This window comes from Myxococcus virescens (assembly GCF_900101905.1).
Classification (GTDB): domain Bacteria; phylum Myxococcota; class Myxococcia; order Myxococcales; family Myxococcaceae; genus Myxococcus; species Myxococcus virescens.
In genome coordinates, this window is sequence record NZ_FNAJ01000001.1 from 205,734 (window position 1) to 221,707 (window position 15,974).

Genomic DNA, 15,974 nt, shown 5'->3' on the forward strand with positions numbered 1-15,974 from the left:
GAGGCGGCTCACGCTTCCTCCCCATGCGACTCGCGATGAAGGTCCAGCAGGTAGAGCTTGAGGTAGGCCTGGGCCCGGCTGACGCGCTTGTAGCTGTTCACCACGGTGATGCTCAGGCGCCGGGCACATTCTTCGTGATCCTCGACGTCTTCGTGGTGGTACAGGTCCCAAGCCGAAGCTTCCTTCGGGTGCTCCTGCTGGAGGCGGGCAAATGCCGCCCAATATAGCTCCTGGGCTTCGGCGCGCTCTTCACGCCGCTTCCCGAACTCGACGGCGCGAGCCACCTCGGAGGGTGGCTCTTCCATGGCGTCATCGGGGTCCGACGGAGGCGCCGCGAGCTCTTCGCGGTGCTTCCGGTAGAAGTCGATGGCCACGTGCTTGACGATGCGCAGGAAGAACGTCTTGGGAGACGCGCTCCGGCCGGGCATCTGCTCCGACACGCCGCGGAACTGGTCCAGACCCCGGTCGATGAACTTCCCGACCGCGTCCTGGAAGAGCTCGTCCGCGTCCGCTGGGGAACCACGGCCGTAGCTCGCCTGAATCTTGCTGATGACGTACCGCGAGGGTCGGGCCCACCGCTGCACCAACGCCCCAAGCGGGCCTCCAACAGGCTCGCCAGTGGCGCGGCGGCGGACCACCTCCGCGAACAATTCGTCATCCGTGAGCTGCTCGTACACCGGAAGGACCTGGGGGCTGCGCCGGGGAAGTCGCCCCGGGATGTTGGGTTACGGGGATGTGGCGCGGCAAGGTACCACGTTGGCATCCGCAGGCAGCCTCCGAGACAAGCAGGGGGCGCCAACCCGGCGGAATCACCGGACAATTGGCACCCGCGAAGTCGGACGAAAGCCGCATGGCGTTCCTGACGGGATTTATAGAGCAGGCGTCAGGAACCGGGCCCCGGAAAATCACCTGTCAGGAACAGCGGGGGCCCGCGTCTTCGCCCCCATCGCTTTCGAGCGCCCGGCCGAAGCGGCCCTACAAGCCGTGGTTCGACTCCACACATATGCCCCATGGGCGTATGCCGACGGGTGGTCCGTCACTGATCTTGGAATCAGCCAACTGGCTTCTTCACTCGGGCGCTCAACCTTTTCCTTCTCGAGGATTCGCGTCATGTCCCGCCGCACCATCGTCATCGGAGACCTTCACGGCTGCTACGACGAAGCCGTGGAGCTGCTCGGCAAGGTGGGCGCGACCTCCAGCGACCGGATCATCTTCGCGGGTGACCTGGTGGACCGGGGCCCGAAGCGCCGCGAGTGCGTGGAGTTGGCCATGCGGCACGAGGCCATCCTCGGCAACCACGAGGAGAAGCACCTCCAGCAGCGCCACCGGGCGGACGAGCGGTTGCCTCCCGACCACCTCGAGACTCGCCGGGTGCTCCAACCCGGGCACTACGACTGGATGGCCCGGCTGCCTCGCTACCTGCGGCTGCCGGAGCACAACGCCATCGTGGTGCACGCCGGCCTGCTGCCGGACATCCCTGTCGAGAAACAGGACCCGTACCACCTGCTCCATGCCCAGTGCATCCGGCCCCCAGCGGCCAAGAGCTACTGGCCGTCCAAGGCACCTGATGGCTGGAACTTCTGGACGCACCACTGGAAGGGCCCCGAGCGGGTCATCTTCGGCCACACCGTCTTCGACGCGCCGCTCGTCACCGAGCACGCGGTGGGTATCGACACCGGGTGCGTCTACGGACGGTCGCTGACGGCGGTGGTGCTCCCCACCTGGGAGCTCGTCTCGGTGCCGGCCCGGAGTACGTACCGGGGCGGCAAGGCCGTGGCCCGGATTCCGGTCCACGGCGACGTGTCCGTCTTCTCGTAATCGATTTCGCGCCCGGCCGACGGGGTCCAACACGCCATACAGCTGTCGCGGGTTCGAATCCCGCCGGAGCCGTTCGTGGCTCCGTAGCTCAGCGGTAGAGCACTGGGACCGTTAATCCAAGAACCGGCCTCGTCACTCGGGCGCACCCTTTCCCTTCCATCCTCACTTCGCACGGGCCGCCTTCGCTGAAGCGCAAGGCACTCGTGCGTCCACGCGCGGTGCACTCCGCTCGCTTCGTCGCGAGTGGTCCGCCCCGCGCCTGACCCGCGGCACGTCCCTAGGGGGACACCATGACGACCCAGACGCAGAACCCGAACGCGCTGCTGCCCGAGTCGCAGCGCGGTCCCGCCGAGCGCCTGCTGGACCTGGTGCTCGGAGGCTCCGCCCACCTGTGGCACAACCGGCCTGGCCTGGATGTGAATGGCACCTGGTACGCGGCGGCGCACGCCACGCCGTTCCAGCGTGAAAAGGGGCGACCGGTGAAGCCGGGCCTCTTCGTGCCCGCCGCGGTGAAGCTCTACCGGCAGCTCCTGGGCATCTACCGGCTCAACGCGGAGCTGATGGCGCACTTCGCGTCGTACGCGCTGACCCAGACGGACTGGCGCGACCTCAAGGTCGCGACGTGCGCGCTCATGCTGGTGCAGGAGCACGCGGGCCAGCCCGTGCGCGACGAACAGGGCGGCGTGGCGTTCCATGACGACGACTGGCGAGCCATTGGCGAGGCGATGGTGCTCCACTACGAGCGCAAGTCGACGCGCATGCTCACGCCCAAGGCCGTGCTGCGCGTGGCGGAGCTGCTGGAGCATCCGGAGATCGCTCGGCTCAACCGCGAGGCGGGCTTTGGTGACCCGGCGTCCCGAAAGGCGCCGCTGGGCCGCTGGAAGCGCGTGGCGTCGAAGTGGCTGGCGGCGCGTGAGGCCAACATGCCCATGCTCCAGGGCCTGGTGAAGGCGGGCTACAAGGAGACGCTGAAGAAGCTGGCGCGCAAGGCGGGCTACAAGCCGCGCGCGCAGGGCTTCTTCGAGGTGCTCGGCTGGAAGCAGAAGCAGTCCGCGCAGGGCCACCGCGAGGTGGGCCTGAATGGGCTGACGCTGGTCAAGCGCGAGCGCTTCGACGGCCTGTCGGAGGCGGAAATCTGCGAGTGGATCGACCTGGAGCGCCTCTCCTACAAGGAGGTCGTGGGCCGGCTGCCGAAGGACGTGGGTCTCACGCCGGCCATCATGGCGGCGCTGCTGCCCTCGCTGTCGGACCGTGACCTGCGGCTGATGACGCCTACGCTCGAGGAACTGGGCCTGCTGACGGACCCGGCCATCCGCGCGCGCTGGGAGAAGGCGGTGCACACGGCCACGGACCAGCGGGCGCTGAACATCGCGAAGAACGTCCGCAGCGCGGTGCTGCGACGCAAGCTGGAGGAGGCCAGCGACAACGCGGCACGGCAGGCGGTGGCGGAGGCGACGGCGGAGACCGACGTGCGGGTGATGTTCCTCATCGACAAGTCGGGCTCCATGGAGGGGGCCATCGAGCGTTCGAAGGAGGCGCTGTCGCGCATCCTCGCGGGCTTCCCGATGGACAAGCTGCACATCGCCGCGTTCGACACCCTGGGTACGGTGCTGCGTCCCAAGGCCGCCAACCGCATCGCCGTCCAGCACATGCTGGCGGGGCTGCGGGCGTCGGGTGGAACGGCGCACGCGTCCGCGGTGTACGCGCTGCATCGTGACGGCGTTCGTGTGCCGGAAGACGCGAAGCTGGTGGTCATCGTGGTGGGAGACGAGGCCGGAGAGGCAGGCGACCAGTTCGCCCGGGCATTCCGTGACCTCCGCATCCCGGTGTCGGCGATGGCCCTGCTGGTGTCGGTGGCACATGCGCGGGGCTCGACGGTTCGAACCTGCGCCGCGCAGCTGCGAGTGCCCTTCAGCGAGGTGAACGTGGACCAGTTCGAGGACCCGTACCAGGTCCCCCGGGTGCTCAAGGCGCTGATGGATGCGCCCACGCTGCCCGGAACCGCCCAGTCCGGCTGGGTGGAGCGGGTGATGCGCACGCCGCTGCTGAAGGTGGCGTGAAGCCAACGCAGTGAGGAAGGAGGAGGCGTCGTGGACTACCGGAAGTTCCTCGGGAAGGTGGAGTCGGTGGTGCTGCCGTATCTGGGCGGTGGCACCGTGGATTCCGCCTCGCGACGCCTCCGTGTCACCACCCCGGTCACCCCGGGGTGGTGGCGCTTCGAAGTGAAGGGACGAGACGCCACGCCGCGTGAACCCTCCGAGCCCGAGTGCCTGGAGGCGCTGCCGCGCGTGCAGGGCCATGCATGGGGACGCCGGCTGGTGCGAGAGGGCGCCGTGGCGGAGCCCCTGGAGCTGATGCCGGAGGAGGAGCCGCCGCGCCTGGCGCCGGTGAGCGCGCGCCGCTGGTTTGACGGCGCCCTGCTCTTCGAAGGCGTGGATTTCGAAAGCGAAGCCGAGGGCGCGGCACGCCTCGCGCTGGAGCAGAACCAACCCCTCGCCCACATTCGGGGCGTGAGCGCCCCCCTGCGGGCCGCGTTTGGCTACGCCCTGCTGGAGCGAGTCTCGCGCGACGTGGGCATCCGCTTCGCACCCGCCGAGGTCCGAGGCCGGATACTCGCGGTGGCGGAGGGCGGCCGCGCTCCGGCGGAGGATTGCCTGCGCCGTCTGAACCATGAACGTGAGGCCCAGACGGCACGGACGCGACAGGAGCGAGAGGACGCCGAGCGGAGGGCCCGGTCCGCGGAGGTGATTGAGGAAGCCCAGCGACGCATGGCCCGTCTGGCGACGCGGGGCGTCCGCGGGAATCCGAGGGAGGACGGCATGCAGCGCGCACAGGAGGCGCTGCTGAACGCGGGCGCTCGTCCGCTGGACCTGCGGCGGCTCGCGGGCCAGCGATTGGAGGTGACGTATGCCTTCATGGGGGAGCGCTTCGTCTCCATCGTCGCGGCGGACTCGCTCCAGGTCCTGGACGCGGGCATCTGCCTGGCCGGTGCGGACGGAGATGTCACGCTGGAGAGCCTGCCGTCCGTCATTCGCGAGGCCATTGAAACGGATGTCCTGGTGGTGACCCGGCATGCCTGAGGAGACGGACATGTCCACACGAGAGGTCTGCCTGCTCATCGGCCACGGCGACGAAGTGCTGTGGTGCGACGCGTCCGACAGTCCGAATCAACTGCCCGACTCACGCGCCCGCTGGGAAGCCATCTGGCGGCTGCGTGACGTCCTTGAAGAGGTGGCGCACAGCCACCCCGACGGACCACTCGGCTTCTCCGCCGAGGATGAAAGCACCATGGCCGCGCTCACCTCCGCGCTCGGGAAGCCCCTGCGCTTCTCCGTCGTGGCGCCCGAGGGCATGGTGGCGCGCCTGCGAGGCCGAGACGTCCTGGTGGCGGCCGAGCCCTGGTGGGCAGAGGCGCTTCGCAGCGCCTCCGGCATCCGCCACACCCCCAGCGGCCTCGCGTGAGTCCTCAGACGGTGCGCGTCCAGAGGTCGCGGATGTCCTGCGGGAGCTGGCCCATGACGTCCTCGGACTCCCCTTCGGTTATCTGGTGGCGGACGGCATCCATCACCGCGCGAACCACCGGCTCCACCGCATCTGGATGAAGGCTCAGGTCCTCCCCGACCCGACGCAGAAGGTGCTCGCGGTGGAACTTGGGAGGCAGCTCTTCCTCGTGCTTCTCACAGCGGTGCAGCAGCAGGGTCAGCTTGCGAGGAAGCTGGTCCTCCAGGTCGCTTGCCTCCTCACTGAGGATTCGCTGTTCCAGAGCGCAGAGGACGGACACCGCGGCCTTCTCGGCCACGGCGGGTGACATGCCGCCGCGCTCGCACAGGTGCTTGATGAAGGCCGCGTACGTCTGGCTCGTGCGTGACTCGTGCCGCAGCCGCCTGCGGACCTCGATGGGCGTATCCCGGCGGCTGGTCTGACGCTCGCTGCCCTGCGGAGCGCCCTTTCCCTGCTCACGGTCATTGGGCATGGGCTGTCCTTCCTTCATGAAATGGCGTGTGCGCCTCACGGTGCCCACGCCATCCAGAAGGAGCACGACGTAGCGGCACGAAAGCCGTGCCGCCGCCTCCCCGCTCGCTACGCGGCCTTGCTGCGCACGTACGTCTCGAAGAGTTCCCCGAAGAAGAAACGTCCGAAGCGGGCGAGCGCGGCCAGCCGCTGCACCGTGCCCTGGGCATGAAGCACCCGCAGGGTGGAGAGCTGCACGGCGAAGTCCTTGGCGTTCAGCCGCAGGTAGCCCCGGAAGATGCAGGGCCCCGAAGCATCCTCGCCACGGTAGATGGACACCAGGAGCCGCGTGGTGTCCACCCACAGGTCCGGACCGTCGTCGTCATGGATGTCCTTGTAGCCGTCGACGAAGAAGCGCTCGCCGGACTCGGAGACCAGCGGGAGCTGGTAGCGCATCCGCCGTCCGCCAGGACGAGCGCCCTCGTGGGTCATCAGGTGCAGCACGCCCTGCTCCACCGTCATCGGACGGGAGGACAGCACGGGCGCCACCACGCAGCCCGACAGCTGCATGGGGTGCAGCGGATGCGCGAGCGTCTCCTCCAGGTCCCGTGAGTCCACCGTGACGATGAAGCGGAACGGCGACGTATCCCTGCGCGCGGGGTCCCCGGCTCGCAGGAAGTCCTCGTCGGCCCCCGCGGAGATGTAGCCGTACATCGTCTCGGTGAACTGCACGGCCAGGGGCTGCGTGGGCCGCGGCCCCGGGGCCTCCGGGACCGGCGAGTAGTCCACGCTCCAACCGTGCCGCCGGGCCATCAGCGCCACGGTGCGCTCCGCCACCGCGGAGATGGTGAGCAGCGGGTTGATGCCCAGCGGCCTCGGAATCACGGAGCCGTCGCTGACGTAGAGGCCCTCGTGGACCTCCGTGCCCTCGGGCCTCGCGAAGACGCGGCCCTCGTGGTCCACCACGCCCTCCTCCGCGCGCTCGCCCATAGCGCACCCGCCCAAGGGATGGGTGCACAGCAGTTCGTGGCCGGTAAGCTTGTTCCAGAGCGGGTTGCGCACGAAGGTTCCGCCCAGCGCCTCCGTGGCGCGGCGCAGGCGTTCATCCACCCGCGTGAAGACGGCCTGCCGCCCCGCGCCCGGCCAGTGGACGCGGACCCGGTCGCCCGACAGGCGCAGTTCACCCGCGCCGTCATCATGGGACATCACGAGGAACGTCTGCGTGTTGCGCATGGCCCCGTGGTACGGGCCGCGCACGGCGCTGTCCGCGATGCGCGCCAGTTCTCCAACCCGGTCGATGGCGCCCCGGTCCGTGTCCTGCCCGGCGATGGCCGACGCAGCGGCGAGCAGCGCCGTCACGGGACGCGCGAGCGCGGCGGGAATCGCGCCGTTCTCGATGATCATGCCGTCTTCCTGCCGCAGCGTGGCCCGGTCATCGATGATACCGGTGATGGTGGGGCCCACGGGCTCGCGCCCCGCGGAGGGCGCCTCGCCCAGACCCACGCCATGGACAGGGACGTCCGTGTTGTAACCGAACGCCATCACGTCCCCGTTGTTGCTGAAACGCTGGCCCAGACGCCCGGAGAGGGACAGCCCCAGCGCCTTCGAGCGGAGCAGGAGCTCCGCGGTACCCATGGTCCCCGCCGCGAGGATGACGCGGTCGGCGGTCAACCACAGGTCTGGCGCATCGAACCGCTCGCGGCCGGCGTTCATCGGCCGGTAGTACACGCGCCACCGGGCGCCATCGCGCGCCAGGTAGCGCACCCCCACCTCGGTGAAGAGCTTCGCCCCATGGCGGTGCGCGTCCGGCAGGTAGTTCATCAGCACGGAGTTCTTCGCGCCGAAGTTGCAGCCCGTCATGCAGTCACCGCACAACGTGCAAGCGCCCTGACGCACCCCCGCGGCGTTGACGCCCTCCTCGAAGGTGACGGCCAGGGGGGGCCGGCGAAAGGTGCCGCCCAGCTTCTCCGCCGATTTCGCCAGCGCCGACAACGTGGCCAGCGGCGGCGCGGACTCCGGATAGGGCAACGGCCGCAGCATGTGCTCGGCCCAAGCGAAGCCGTCCTCCAGCAAGCCGTCCACGTCGGCGCGGAACGCGTCCGGCCAACGCCCATCCAGGAACACGCGAGGGTCCGGCCGCATGGCCACGTTGGCATTGATGAGCGACGTCCCGCCCAGACCACAGCCCGTGACGACGGAGACGTCCCCACCCCGGTGGAGCTCGAACAAGGCCGTCGGACTGCCCACATCGGCGGCGGCCTCGGGGTCGAAGTGAACCTGGAACTCGGACATGAACTCGGCGTCCGTGCGCGGGTAGTCACCGGGCAGGAGCTCCCGGCCTCGCTCCAGGACACAGACCTGCTGGCCCGCGCGTGCCAACCGACTGGCGGTGATGGCCCCTCCGTACCCCGAGCCCACCACCACCACGGCGTAATGCGACGCCAGCTCACTCCAAGGTGACGACAACCTCCGCATTCGCGCTCCCAATGACATCTCCCGCCCTGGCCCCAGCCCCTTTTCGCGGCCTGAGGTGCTACCGCCAGTACGGGCTGGCGGGAAGGACGGACAGGGAGACAGACGCCCGAGCCGCCGTTCCTTGAGGCCCCAAGCGAGGGAGCCACCTCCGGACATAGAGTCGGTTGGGACGGCGGTCAAAATCAGGGGCCGGCACCTACTCCAGTTCGGCGCCCTCTCCGTCCGCGCGACGGAGTGCGTTGACCAGCCGGTGCGCATGCCGCGTGGTCTCCGGCTCGCGGTACTTCGGACTCACCTTGAGCACCAACTCCACCGCCGTGGGCAGGTCCATCAGGTGGCCCGGGGACACGTAGACGGGCTGCACGCCCTTGCGCGTGCGCACCGCCATGCCCACGACCTCGCCCCGGTGCGTGAGGGGCGCGGTGGAGCCTCTCGCCTCCCCCAGCGGTCCGTGCGTCCCCACCAGCAGGGACTTGGCACAGCCAATGGACGGCACGCCGAACAGCAACCCGCCATGACACGCAATCCCCATGCGCCGGGGATGGGCGGTGCCTTGTCCATCGAAGATGACCACATCGGGGCGCACCGTGAGCCGTTCCCAGGCAGCGGCGACGATGGGAAGCTCGCGGAATGACAGCAGGCCCGGCACGTAGGGAAAGTGCAACGTCACCGCCGCCCCAGACTGGGCCACCGGCGCCAACGTCTCCACGTCCAGGACGACGAACCCACCAAAGCCGGTGTCCTTCCCCTTCTCCGTGGAGATGTCCGCGCCCGCGATGCGCTCCACCTTCAGCCCAGGGGGCGGCCGGAGCACCAACTGCTCACGCAGCCGGCGCTGCAGCTCCACCGCCTCCGAAGGCGTGACGTCCCACCGGCTCACCTCGGGCTGAAGCTCCATGCACACCCAACCTCCACTGCCAATCTGAAGGCTCTGACCTCAAGGGCAACCCATGACGTCCCTTCAGCGTGGACTGGTGAACTGGGCGTACCCCTTTGGAACCCGCGCCCCTCCACGCGCGAAAAGAAACCGCTGAGCCTGTCCTGGCGACCGGCGAGCCCACCGGCGGACCTTGCCCCTACGCGTGCGTGCTCAGCTCTCCGCCCATGCCACGACCCACCCACGCCCGCTTCCGCCGGACGGGCCTTTCCCTCCTCGCGCTCTGTGCATGCCTGGCCGGCAGCGCAAGAGCGGAGGGCCCGGTAGAAAGCGACCATGCGCCGCCCCGCCCTCCCTCCGCATCCCAGGGACACGGGCAGCGCTCCGCATCCGCGCTGGACGCACTGGAACAGCGCATCCTCGGCAAGGGGTGCGGGACGATGTTGCTCGGCGATGCGAAGCGCCGCTTCGTGGAGTCACAGCTCCTCTGTGATGGCCACCTGTCCTTCATCCTCGTTCAAGCGGCGCTGGACGGCCATCCCCTGCCGGACACGCAGCGACGACTGCATGCGCTCCTCGCGGACGCGCTGGGACGGGCCCGGGCCCCCTTCATGCGCGGTGGGACGGACGTCGTCCTGGGCCACGCCCTGCCACGGAGCATCCTCTACCGGGGCTATGTGCTGCTGATGCTCGCGGGCATCGAACGCGCGGGCATGCAGGACGCTGCGTCCACGGCGCTCTTCGATGCCCTGGCCAGCCAGGTCGTGAAGGCGCTCGAACACCAGCTGCTGCTGCCCAGCTTCAGTACCTCCATCTGGCCGTGTGACAGTGCGCCGGCCGCCGCGGCCCTGCTGCTCCATGGCCGGCTGCGAGGCCATGCGCCCTCCGAGGCCGCGGCAGAGCGGCTCATCGCGCGACTGGTGGAACTGTCCGCCCTGCCCTCGGGCTTTCCCACCCGGGTCGATGCGAAGGGACGCGCCGTGGAGCGGACGCAACGGGCCACCACGCTTGCGTGGACGGGCGCCTTCCTCGCCATGGCCGCGCATCCCGCTGCGGGAACCTTCACTGCCACCCTGGTGCGGGATTACTGCGCTCGGCCCGCGGGCTCACTCCTACCGCTGGCGGCCTGCCGGGAGTGGCCTCGCGGAGTGAAGGGGAAGGAGGACTCCGCCAGCGGTCCGCTCGTCTTTGGCGGCTACTCCGTAGGCGCGAGCGCGCTGGCCATCTCCGCAACGCGACTCTCCGACACGCATGGCACGTGGCATGCCCACCTGGTGAACGCGGCACGAGAGATGGGCATCAACGACATCCTGTCACGCCCCGGGAAACGTCCACTGGAAGCAGTCTTGTACGTATGGGGAACCACCATTCGTCCGTGGTAGGTCATGGCCAGACATCGCGCCTTGGAGCGCCATGGCATGTTCAATCACGGACCGCTGGCTCATCCCTCCGGGTTGATTCATGAATAAGCCGTTTTTGATGTACACCCGTTTTACCCATCACAACCATTTCCTCTGGGTAAAACATGAATCGACACACACTGAAGCTGTTCGTCTCCGTGGGCATGATGTTGCTGATGGGGGCGTGCGCATCGCGGCAGGTGCCCTGCAAGGACCGCACGGCCAGCAGGCCCACGATGGGCCAGAAGCAGACCGGCAAGTTCATCACTGTCCGAAAGAAGATTCCGGGCGAATACATTGTCGTCCTGAAGTCACCCGCCCAAAGCCTGGAACAGGTCGAGGTCCAGCAAGCCACGACGAGCCTCACCACGGCTTACGGTGGCACTGCATTCGCGATGTATGAGAATGCGTTGCGTGGTTTCGCGGCCAAGATGACGGAAGCCCAGGCGCGGGCCATGGCGAACGACCCCGCAGTGGACTACGTGCAAGAGAATGGCGTGGTCAAAATCGCCGAAAGCCAGCAGGGTCCCACGTGGGGCATCGACCGGATGGACCAGCGCAAGCTCCCGCTGGACAAGGTCTACACTTTCACCGCGACGGGCCAGGGCGTGCACATCTACATCCTGGACACCGGTGTGCGCTTCTCGCACCGGGAGTTCGGTGGCCGGGCCTCCATCGGCTACGACGCCATTGGCGACAGCATGCGGGGCAATGACTGCAACGGCCACGGGACACACGTCGCGGGCACGGCGGCGGGCGCCTCCTACGGTCTGGCCCGCAACGCGTTTGTCCATTCCGTCCGCGTGCTGGGCTGTGACGGCTCCGGAGCCACCTCTGGCGTCATCGAGGGCATCGACTGGGTGACCCGGAATCACGTCTCGCCCGCCGTCGCGAACATGAGTCTGGGCAGCGACGAGGACCCGGCGCTCGACGACGCGGTTCGCCGCTCCATCGCCGCGGGGGTCACCTACGTCGTCGCCGCGGGCAACGAAGACAACGACGCCTGCAAGCACTCCCCCGCCCGTGCGCCGGAGGCCATCACCGTTGCCGCCACCGACAGCAAGGACAAGCGCGCCACCTTCTCCAACTGGGGGGACTGCGTGGACGTCTTCGCGCCGGGGAACAAGATCAAGTCCTCCTGGCACTACGGCGACCGCGAAAGCCGGGAGATGAGCGGCACCTCCATGGCCACCCCTCACGTGACGGGACTGGCCGCGCTGTTCCTCGAGGTGAATCCCACGGCGAAGCCCGAGACGGTCGCCAATGCGGTGTTCACCAACGCCACCGAGAACACAGTGTCCAACCCGGGCTGGTGCTCGCCCAACCTGATGGCGTACTCAGGCTTCATCACCGCGCTCCCGGGGCTGCCCGTCGTGCAACTCAAGGACTTCCTGCCCAAGCCCGCCGTGGTCAGCAGCAGCGAGCCGCGGTAGGCGTCTTCCCTGGCAGCCCGGCTTCCCGTGAGGGGAGCCGGGCCCGGTTGGCAACACCGCTGGCCGGTATCGTCAGGAGCCTGCCCCCATTGCCGTCCCGGCGTGAGTCCCACCGGGCGCACCCTCGCGCTCCGCCGGGCGCGTGAGGAGGCGCACACGACGATGGCCACGCTCAACATCACCTACGACGGCATGTCCGCGGACGTCCCCGTGGAGCTGGACGGCCCCGTGCCGGACACCGACATCCGCCGCATCGCGACGGAGCTGGTTCGTTCGGGCGGAGTGCCCGGCCTTCACCTGAGCCAGCTTCGCGACGACGCGTTCGCCCACTTCGTCGTCGACCGGTTCCGAGGCGCGCGGGGTGAGGAGCGCATCTACCTGCGTCCCAAGGTCCCCTTCGGGGCCCGGTGAGGCACCGCCATGCGAATCCTCTTCTGTGGCGTGGGCGCCATCGGCTCCACCGCGGCGGTGCTGTGCCGCAACCTGGGGGCCAGTCTGGTCTTCGTCGACTTCGACCGGGTCGAGTCCAAGAACCTGCTCGCCCAGGCCTACGTGAAGCCCTCCGTCGGGAAGAACAAGGCCGAGGCGCTCAAGCTCCAACTCCTCAACCTGCACGGGGTGAAGGCGGAGTCCCACGGCGTGCGGCTCACCCGGGATAACGCGGAGGCGCTCTGCGGTGGCGCGGACCTGCTGGTGGACTGCATGGACAACCAGCTCAGCCGGCAAGTGCTCATCGACTACGCGCGCCGGACGGGAAAGCCGCTTGTCCACGGCGCGGTGAGCGCGGATGGCACCTTCGGGCTGGTGCGCTGGGATGAGCGCTTCACCCCGGATGCAGAGGACGCCCAGGGCCAGGCTACCTGCGAAGGCGGCGCACATCTCCCCTTGCTGGGGTTGCTCTCCGCGACACTGGCCCGCGCCATTCAGGACTTCGTGAAGCACGGCACCCGCCGTGATTCGCTGGTGAACCTGAGTTCGGTCCTGTCCCAGTGACTCACGGGCGCGTGCACCGGACTCGGCGCCGCTTCGCCCCTGGCGTCTCGCGAAGCGACGATGGAAGACCTCGGTGAACGCGCTCTCCGTCTCACCACCGACGCGGTTCGCGACATCACGGATGGCGGCCGGCCCCGCAGCGAGCAACACCGCGGCGAGCGTCCTCGCCTGCGACTCGCAACACGCCTCAACGCGGCGTGCGCAGGAGGTAGATTTTCCCCCGTCAAATCGGCAACTCTTCTCGACACGCGATATGGCTGGCGGAGCGCACCGCCACAACCTGCGATTCACGTGCTCGGAGGTTCGATGGCGACCGGAGAACTGCTTGCGGTGAAGTTGTGGAACGACTGGGGGCGCGCCATCGCGGCGAGTCGAGGGCTGACAGCACTCGACCTGTCCGCGCTGGTGCCACTCATTCGCGCCAAAAAGGCGGTTACGCGCGTGCTGGTTTCGCTCACCAGCTCGTCGCGAGGGGGGCTCCGGGCCGAGCTGCAGGTTCGCTTCGAAAAGAAGACGCCAGTCGAACTCGAGTTCACGGGCACGACCTACGTGGCATCGAAAGAGCTCGTCGTCGCCGAAGGAGCGGGCACCCAGCAGGGTGGTCGTGTCGAGCTGGCTTCGAACACCCTGAAGCTCACGCTGTGGGCCAACGGGGTGGCCCGCATCATTCCCTCGGTGCTCGGAAAGTCGCCGTTCATGGGGCGCGCGGATCGCTACCTGCGCTGCGGTCGAATCGACCGGCTCGCCTATGGGCACGATGTCGAGCTCGGGCTCCTGAGGGAAATCGATGGCGACTTCACCGCCGACGGAGACGCGTTCAAGCTGCTCACCCGGCTCGGGCTCACGTGCACGGACGAAGCCGACAGCACGAGCACGCTCCTCACCCACGAGGAATGGATGATTCGTATGGACGAAGACTACGCGCGGATGGTCCACAGGCCGAAAGTCGTTTGGCGCGACGACGACGGGGGCCGCATCGAGCCCAATTCGAACCTGCTCAACGTGAAGTGGGGCTACCGCGGACCGAAGCTCCGAGCACTCTGGTAGCTGTTCGGGCCTGTATCGTGCGCATAGGCGGGATTGAGGCCATGTTGAGGCACGGCAGGGGCCTGGGCCTGCGAGTCATGTAGAAGCCGGGTGACCGACGCTACCCCAGCGCGACGACCGCGCGGTCACAGCCCACGTAGACCGTGCCGTCGGCGACGAGCGGTGCCGTCGACACGCGGTAGGGAGCCTTCCACCGCCAGCGCTCTGTTCCCTCCCGGAGCGTCCAGGCGTGGACGACGTTGCCGGCCCCCATGTAGACGACGCCACCTGCGATCGCTGGCGAGACCGTATCCTTCGGCGGCTTGTCGAGCGCGACCGACCAAATCTCTTTCCCGGTATCTTGGTCCAGCGCGTGGAGAATCCCGTGATAGCCGGTGAAGCACACGACGCCGTCCGCAACGGCGGGCGTTCCCCACAGCGCGTCGCCCGTCTCATACGACCAACGCTCTTTGCCGCTGGCGAGGTCGAGCGCACGAAGGCACATCCCCAGACCGGACAGAGCATAAACCGTGCTGCCTGCGATCGCGGGCGCTCCGCCGTTGGCCATCGCACCGGCCTTCGCCGACCATCGCTCGCCCCCCGTCGCGCGGTCGAGCGCGACGACGTGGCCCTCGACGAAGTCGCGCCGGGTCCCGACGACGACCTGATCGCGCGTCACGCTGACCGCAGCCTGCACACTCTCACCACATCGTAGCAGCACGCGCCATCGCTCAACTCCCGTACGCGCGTCGATGGCGACCACGCCACCGAGCCGCGTCCCCACGTAGACGTCGTCGTCGACAACGATGGGCGAGGAGGTCGCCTCGGAGTCGCACGAGATGCTCCAGCGGATGGCGTGCGTGCCAAGATCGACGGCGTGACACTGCCCGCCACCGACGACAAAGAGCAAACCATGCGCAACCATCGGATTCGAGAGGCTCTCGGGAACGCGCCCCCCGACCCGCACGCTCCAGAGCTCCTTTCCCTTCGCGAGGTCAAGCGCGTAGAGCTTGTCATTGTCGAAGTTCGCGAACAGCACGCCATCGTGGATTGCAGGCGTGTTGCGTGTGGTCGCAAGCGTGCTCGGCTTGAACTTCCAGCGGGCTCGCTTGACCACGAGCGGCCCCGTTCCCTCGAAGTGTCCGGTCCGCGCAGCATTGGCGCCAAAGAATACGGAGCGAGATGAATTCGACATGGGTAGGTCCCATTCATTAGCCCGGTGGATGGCGTTTGTCGCGATTGCTCTCGTCTGGAAGCGGAGACACCTCGGACCAGTCGCCTTGAAGTTGGCTGCACGCGTCAAGCGAGCGACGCGTTCGCGGCCGACGCGGACGCCTTCGGCGGCCAGTTCTGCATGGATACGGAGTGCCCCGGACGTCTGTCGGCTCATGGCGTGAATGGCGCGAATGCGCTCGGCCAACTGCGCGTCGCCGCGGCCTCCATAGCGAACCAAGCCGCAGCTTTTTTAGTTTGCGGACGCGCTCTAGCGCGTCACAGCGAATGAGCGAGGCGCGCTCCCAGGGGCGTCAGAGTTCGGCGACCGCGAAGCGCGAGCCGGGGTTGAGTAGCTCGAACTCTACGAGGCGGGTCTCGGCGACATCGGCGTTCTTCGCGTTCTGCATGGGCGTGGCTGCCCGTCGCTAAAGACATACACGCTCTTGGGTTCAGATGAACCAAGTCCTCTTGGGCTGAAGGAGGACCTGATTCGAGGTGTTTGAAATAGTCGCGCGAATAGGCGGACCTCACCGGGTGCCAAGTGCCCGCCCCGCGCATCGCCAACCCAGGCGGAACGATGACCGTGCGCGCCTCGCTCACTCGCATTGACGCGCTGCCTATTGGGAGACGGACCCATGCCCCAGCGGCCGAATTCTGGGCAGGCTCATCCGTCGCAACTGACGGAGCTACACGACGGGGAGGCGGCCCACTCCGCCTACACGGCCCCACGGAAAGTCATCGCACGCGTTGACATGTCAGTGCGGAGGGCTGACACGTCAGCGCTCT

14 protein-coding genes and 1 pseudogene are annotated in these 15,974 nt (G+C 68.1%); 9 read left to right on the forward strand and 6 right to left on the reverse strand.

Annotated elements, in window-relative coordinates; all coding sequences use genetic code 11:
• Positions 1–8: 8 nt before the first annotated feature.
• A complete protein-coding gene (locus tag BLU09_RS00805) occupies positions 9–677 on the reverse strand; it encodes an RNA polymerase sigma factor (RefSeq protein ID WP_011551621.1) in 669 nt (222 codons plus the stop codon).
• Positions 678–1,110: 433 nt separating this feature from the next.
• Here BLU09_RS00805 and BLU09_RS00810 point away from each other — a divergent pair, with 433 nt between their 5' ends.
• The 4 genes from BLU09_RS00810 to BLU09_RS00825 all read left to right on the forward strand — a co-directional run bounded on the left by BLU09_RS00810 (position 1,111) and on the right by BLU09_RS00825 (position 5,280).
• The gene (locus BLU09_RS00810) at positions 1,111–1,818 is read left to right on the forward strand and encodes a metallophosphoesterase (protein ID WP_090484363.1); all 708 of its coding nucleotides are present in this window, start codon (positions 1,111–1,113) and stop codon (positions 1,816–1,818) included.
• Positions 1,819–2,108: 290 nt separating this feature from the next.
• Positions 2,109–3,878: a vWA domain-containing protein gene (locus tag BLU09_RS00815; RefSeq protein WP_090484365.1), complete on the forward strand. Its 1,770-nt coding sequence runs from the start codon at positions 2,109–2,111 to the stop codon at positions 3,876–3,878.
• 30 nt (positions 3,879–3,908) lie between these two features.
• Positions 3,909–4,898: a hypothetical protein gene (locus tag BLU09_RS00820; RefSeq protein ID WP_090484366.1), complete on the forward strand. Its 990-nt coding sequence runs from the start codon at positions 3,909–3,911 to the stop codon at positions 4,896–4,898.
• A 10-nt stretch (positions 4,899–4,908) separates the two neighbouring features.
• Positions 4,909–5,280, forward strand: a complete 372-nt coding sequence (locus BLU09_RS00825; protein ID WP_244171329.1) for an MPN domain-containing protein — start codon at positions 4,909–4,911, stop codon at positions 5,278–5,280.
• Between the two features lie 4 nt (positions 5,281–5,284).
• Here BLU09_RS00825 and BLU09_RS00830 read toward each other — a convergent pair whose 3' ends face one another.
• The 3 genes from BLU09_RS00830 to BLU09_RS00840 all read right to left on the reverse strand — a co-directional run bounded on the left by BLU09_RS00830 (position 5,285) and on the right by BLU09_RS00840 (position 9,148).
• A complete protein-coding gene (locus BLU09_RS00830) occupies positions 5,285–5,791 on the reverse strand; it encodes a DUF2267 domain-containing protein (protein WP_186817697.1) in 507 nt (168 codons plus the stop codon).
• Between the two features lie 107 nt (positions 5,792–5,898).
• Positions 5,899–8,244, reverse strand: coding sequence for a GMC oxidoreductase (locus BLU09_RS00835; protein ID WP_090484372.1), 2,346 nt, complete (start codon positions 8,242–8,244; stop codon positions 5,899–5,901).
• 196 nt (positions 8,245–8,440) lie between these two features.
• Positions 8,441–9,148, reverse strand: a complete 708-nt coding sequence (locus BLU09_RS00840) for an endonuclease V (protein WP_090484374.1) — start codon at positions 9,146–9,148, stop codon at positions 8,441–8,443.
• A 413-nt stretch (positions 9,149–9,561) separates the two neighbouring features.
• On the opposite strand from BLU09_RS00840, the gene BLU09_RS00845 reads away from it, so the two are divergent.
• The 5 genes from BLU09_RS00845 (at position 9,562) to BLU09_RS00865 (ending at position 13,994) form a co-directional block, all read left to right on the forward strand.
• Complete coding sequence (locus BLU09_RS00845) at positions 9,562–10,503, forward strand: hypothetical protein (RefSeq protein WP_090484376.1); 942 nt, start codon at positions 9,562–9,564, stop codon at positions 10,501–10,503.
• 143 nt (positions 10,504–10,646) lie between these two features.
• Entirely contained in the window at positions 10,647–11,954 is a 1,308-nt protein-coding gene (locus BLU09_RS00850) for a S8 family peptidase (RefSeq protein ID WP_090484378.1), read from the forward strand.
• A gap of 162 nt (positions 11,955–12,116) precedes the next feature.
• Entirely contained in the window at positions 12,117–12,365 is a 249-nt protein-coding gene (locus BLU09_RS00855) for a hypothetical protein (protein WP_026113817.1), read from the forward strand.
• A gap of 9 nt (positions 12,366–12,374) precedes the next feature.
• Complete coding sequence (locus BLU09_RS00860) at positions 12,375–12,947, forward strand: HesA/MoeB/ThiF family protein (RefSeq protein WP_090484381.1); 573 nt, start codon at positions 12,375–12,377, stop codon at positions 12,945–12,947.
• Between the two features lie 306 nt (positions 12,948–13,253).
• Positions 13,254–13,994, forward strand: a complete 741-nt coding sequence (locus tag BLU09_RS00865) for a hypothetical protein (RefSeq protein ID WP_090484383.1) — start codon at positions 13,254–13,256, stop codon at positions 13,992–13,994.
• Between the two features lie 100 nt (positions 13,995–14,094).
• Here the strand turns inward: BLU09_RS00865 and BLU09_RS00870 are convergent, their stop codons facing one another.
• Together BLU09_RS00870 and BLU09_RS39150 are read right to left on the reverse strand one after the other, a co-directional pair.
• Positions 14,095–15,168, reverse strand: a complete 1,074-nt coding sequence (locus BLU09_RS00870; RefSeq protein WP_244171463.1) for an outer membrane protein assembly factor BamB family protein — start codon at positions 15,166–15,168, stop codon at positions 14,095–14,097.
• 69 nt (positions 15,169–15,237) lie between these two features.
• Positions 15,238–15,402 (reverse strand): annotated as a pseudogene (locus BLU09_RS39150) (IS3 family transposase); the annotation flags it as partial.
• Between the last annotated feature and the right edge of the window lie 572 nt (positions 15,403–15,974).

What these genes read in the sequence shown, in the direction of transcription:
- BLU09_RS00810 (WP_090484363.1), top strand. Translation starts at nt 1,111, where the DNA reads ATGTCCCGCCGCACCATCGTCATCGGAGACCTTCACGGCTGCTACGAC.
- BLU09_RS00815 (WP_090484365.1), top strand. Translation starts at nt 2,109, where the DNA reads ATGACGACCCAGACGCAGAACCCGAACGCGCTGCTGCCCGAGTCGCAG.
- BLU09_RS00825 (WP_244171329.1), top strand. Translation starts at nt 4,909, where the DNA reads ATGTCCACACGAGAGGTCTGCCTGCTCATCGGCCACGGCGACGAAGTG.
- BLU09_RS00830 (WP_186817697.1), bottom strand. Translation starts at nt 5,791, where the DNA reads ATGCCCAATGACCGTGAGCAGGGAAAGGGCGCTCCGCAGGGCAGCGAG.
- BLU09_RS00835 (WP_090484372.1), bottom strand. Translation starts at nt 8,244, where the DNA reads ATGCGGAGGTTGTCGTCACCTTGGAGTGAGCTGGCGTCGCATTACGCC.
- BLU09_RS00845 (WP_090484376.1), top strand. Translation starts at nt 9,562, where the DNA reads ATGTTGCTCGGCGATGCGAAGCGCCGCTTCGTGGAGTCACAGCTCCTC.
- BLU09_RS00850 (WP_090484378.1), top strand. Translation starts at nt 10,647, where the DNA reads ATGAATCGACACACACTGAAGCTGTTCGTCTCCGTGGGCATGATGTTG.
- BLU09_RS00855 (WP_026113817.1), top strand. Translation starts at nt 12,117, where the DNA reads ATGGCCACGCTCAACATCACCTACGACGGCATGTCCGCGGACGTCCCC.
- BLU09_RS00860 (WP_090484381.1), top strand. Translation starts at nt 12,375, where the DNA reads ATGCGAATCCTCTTCTGTGGCGTGGGCGCCATCGGCTCCACCGCGGCG.
- BLU09_RS00865 (WP_090484383.1), top strand. Translation starts at nt 13,254, where the DNA reads ATGGCGACCGGAGAACTGCTTGCGGTGAAGTTGTGGAACGACTGGGGG.
- BLU09_RS00870 (WP_244171463.1), bottom strand. Translation starts at nt 15,168, where the DNA reads ATGTCGAATTCATCTCGCTCCGTATTCTTTGGCGCCAATGCTGCGCGG.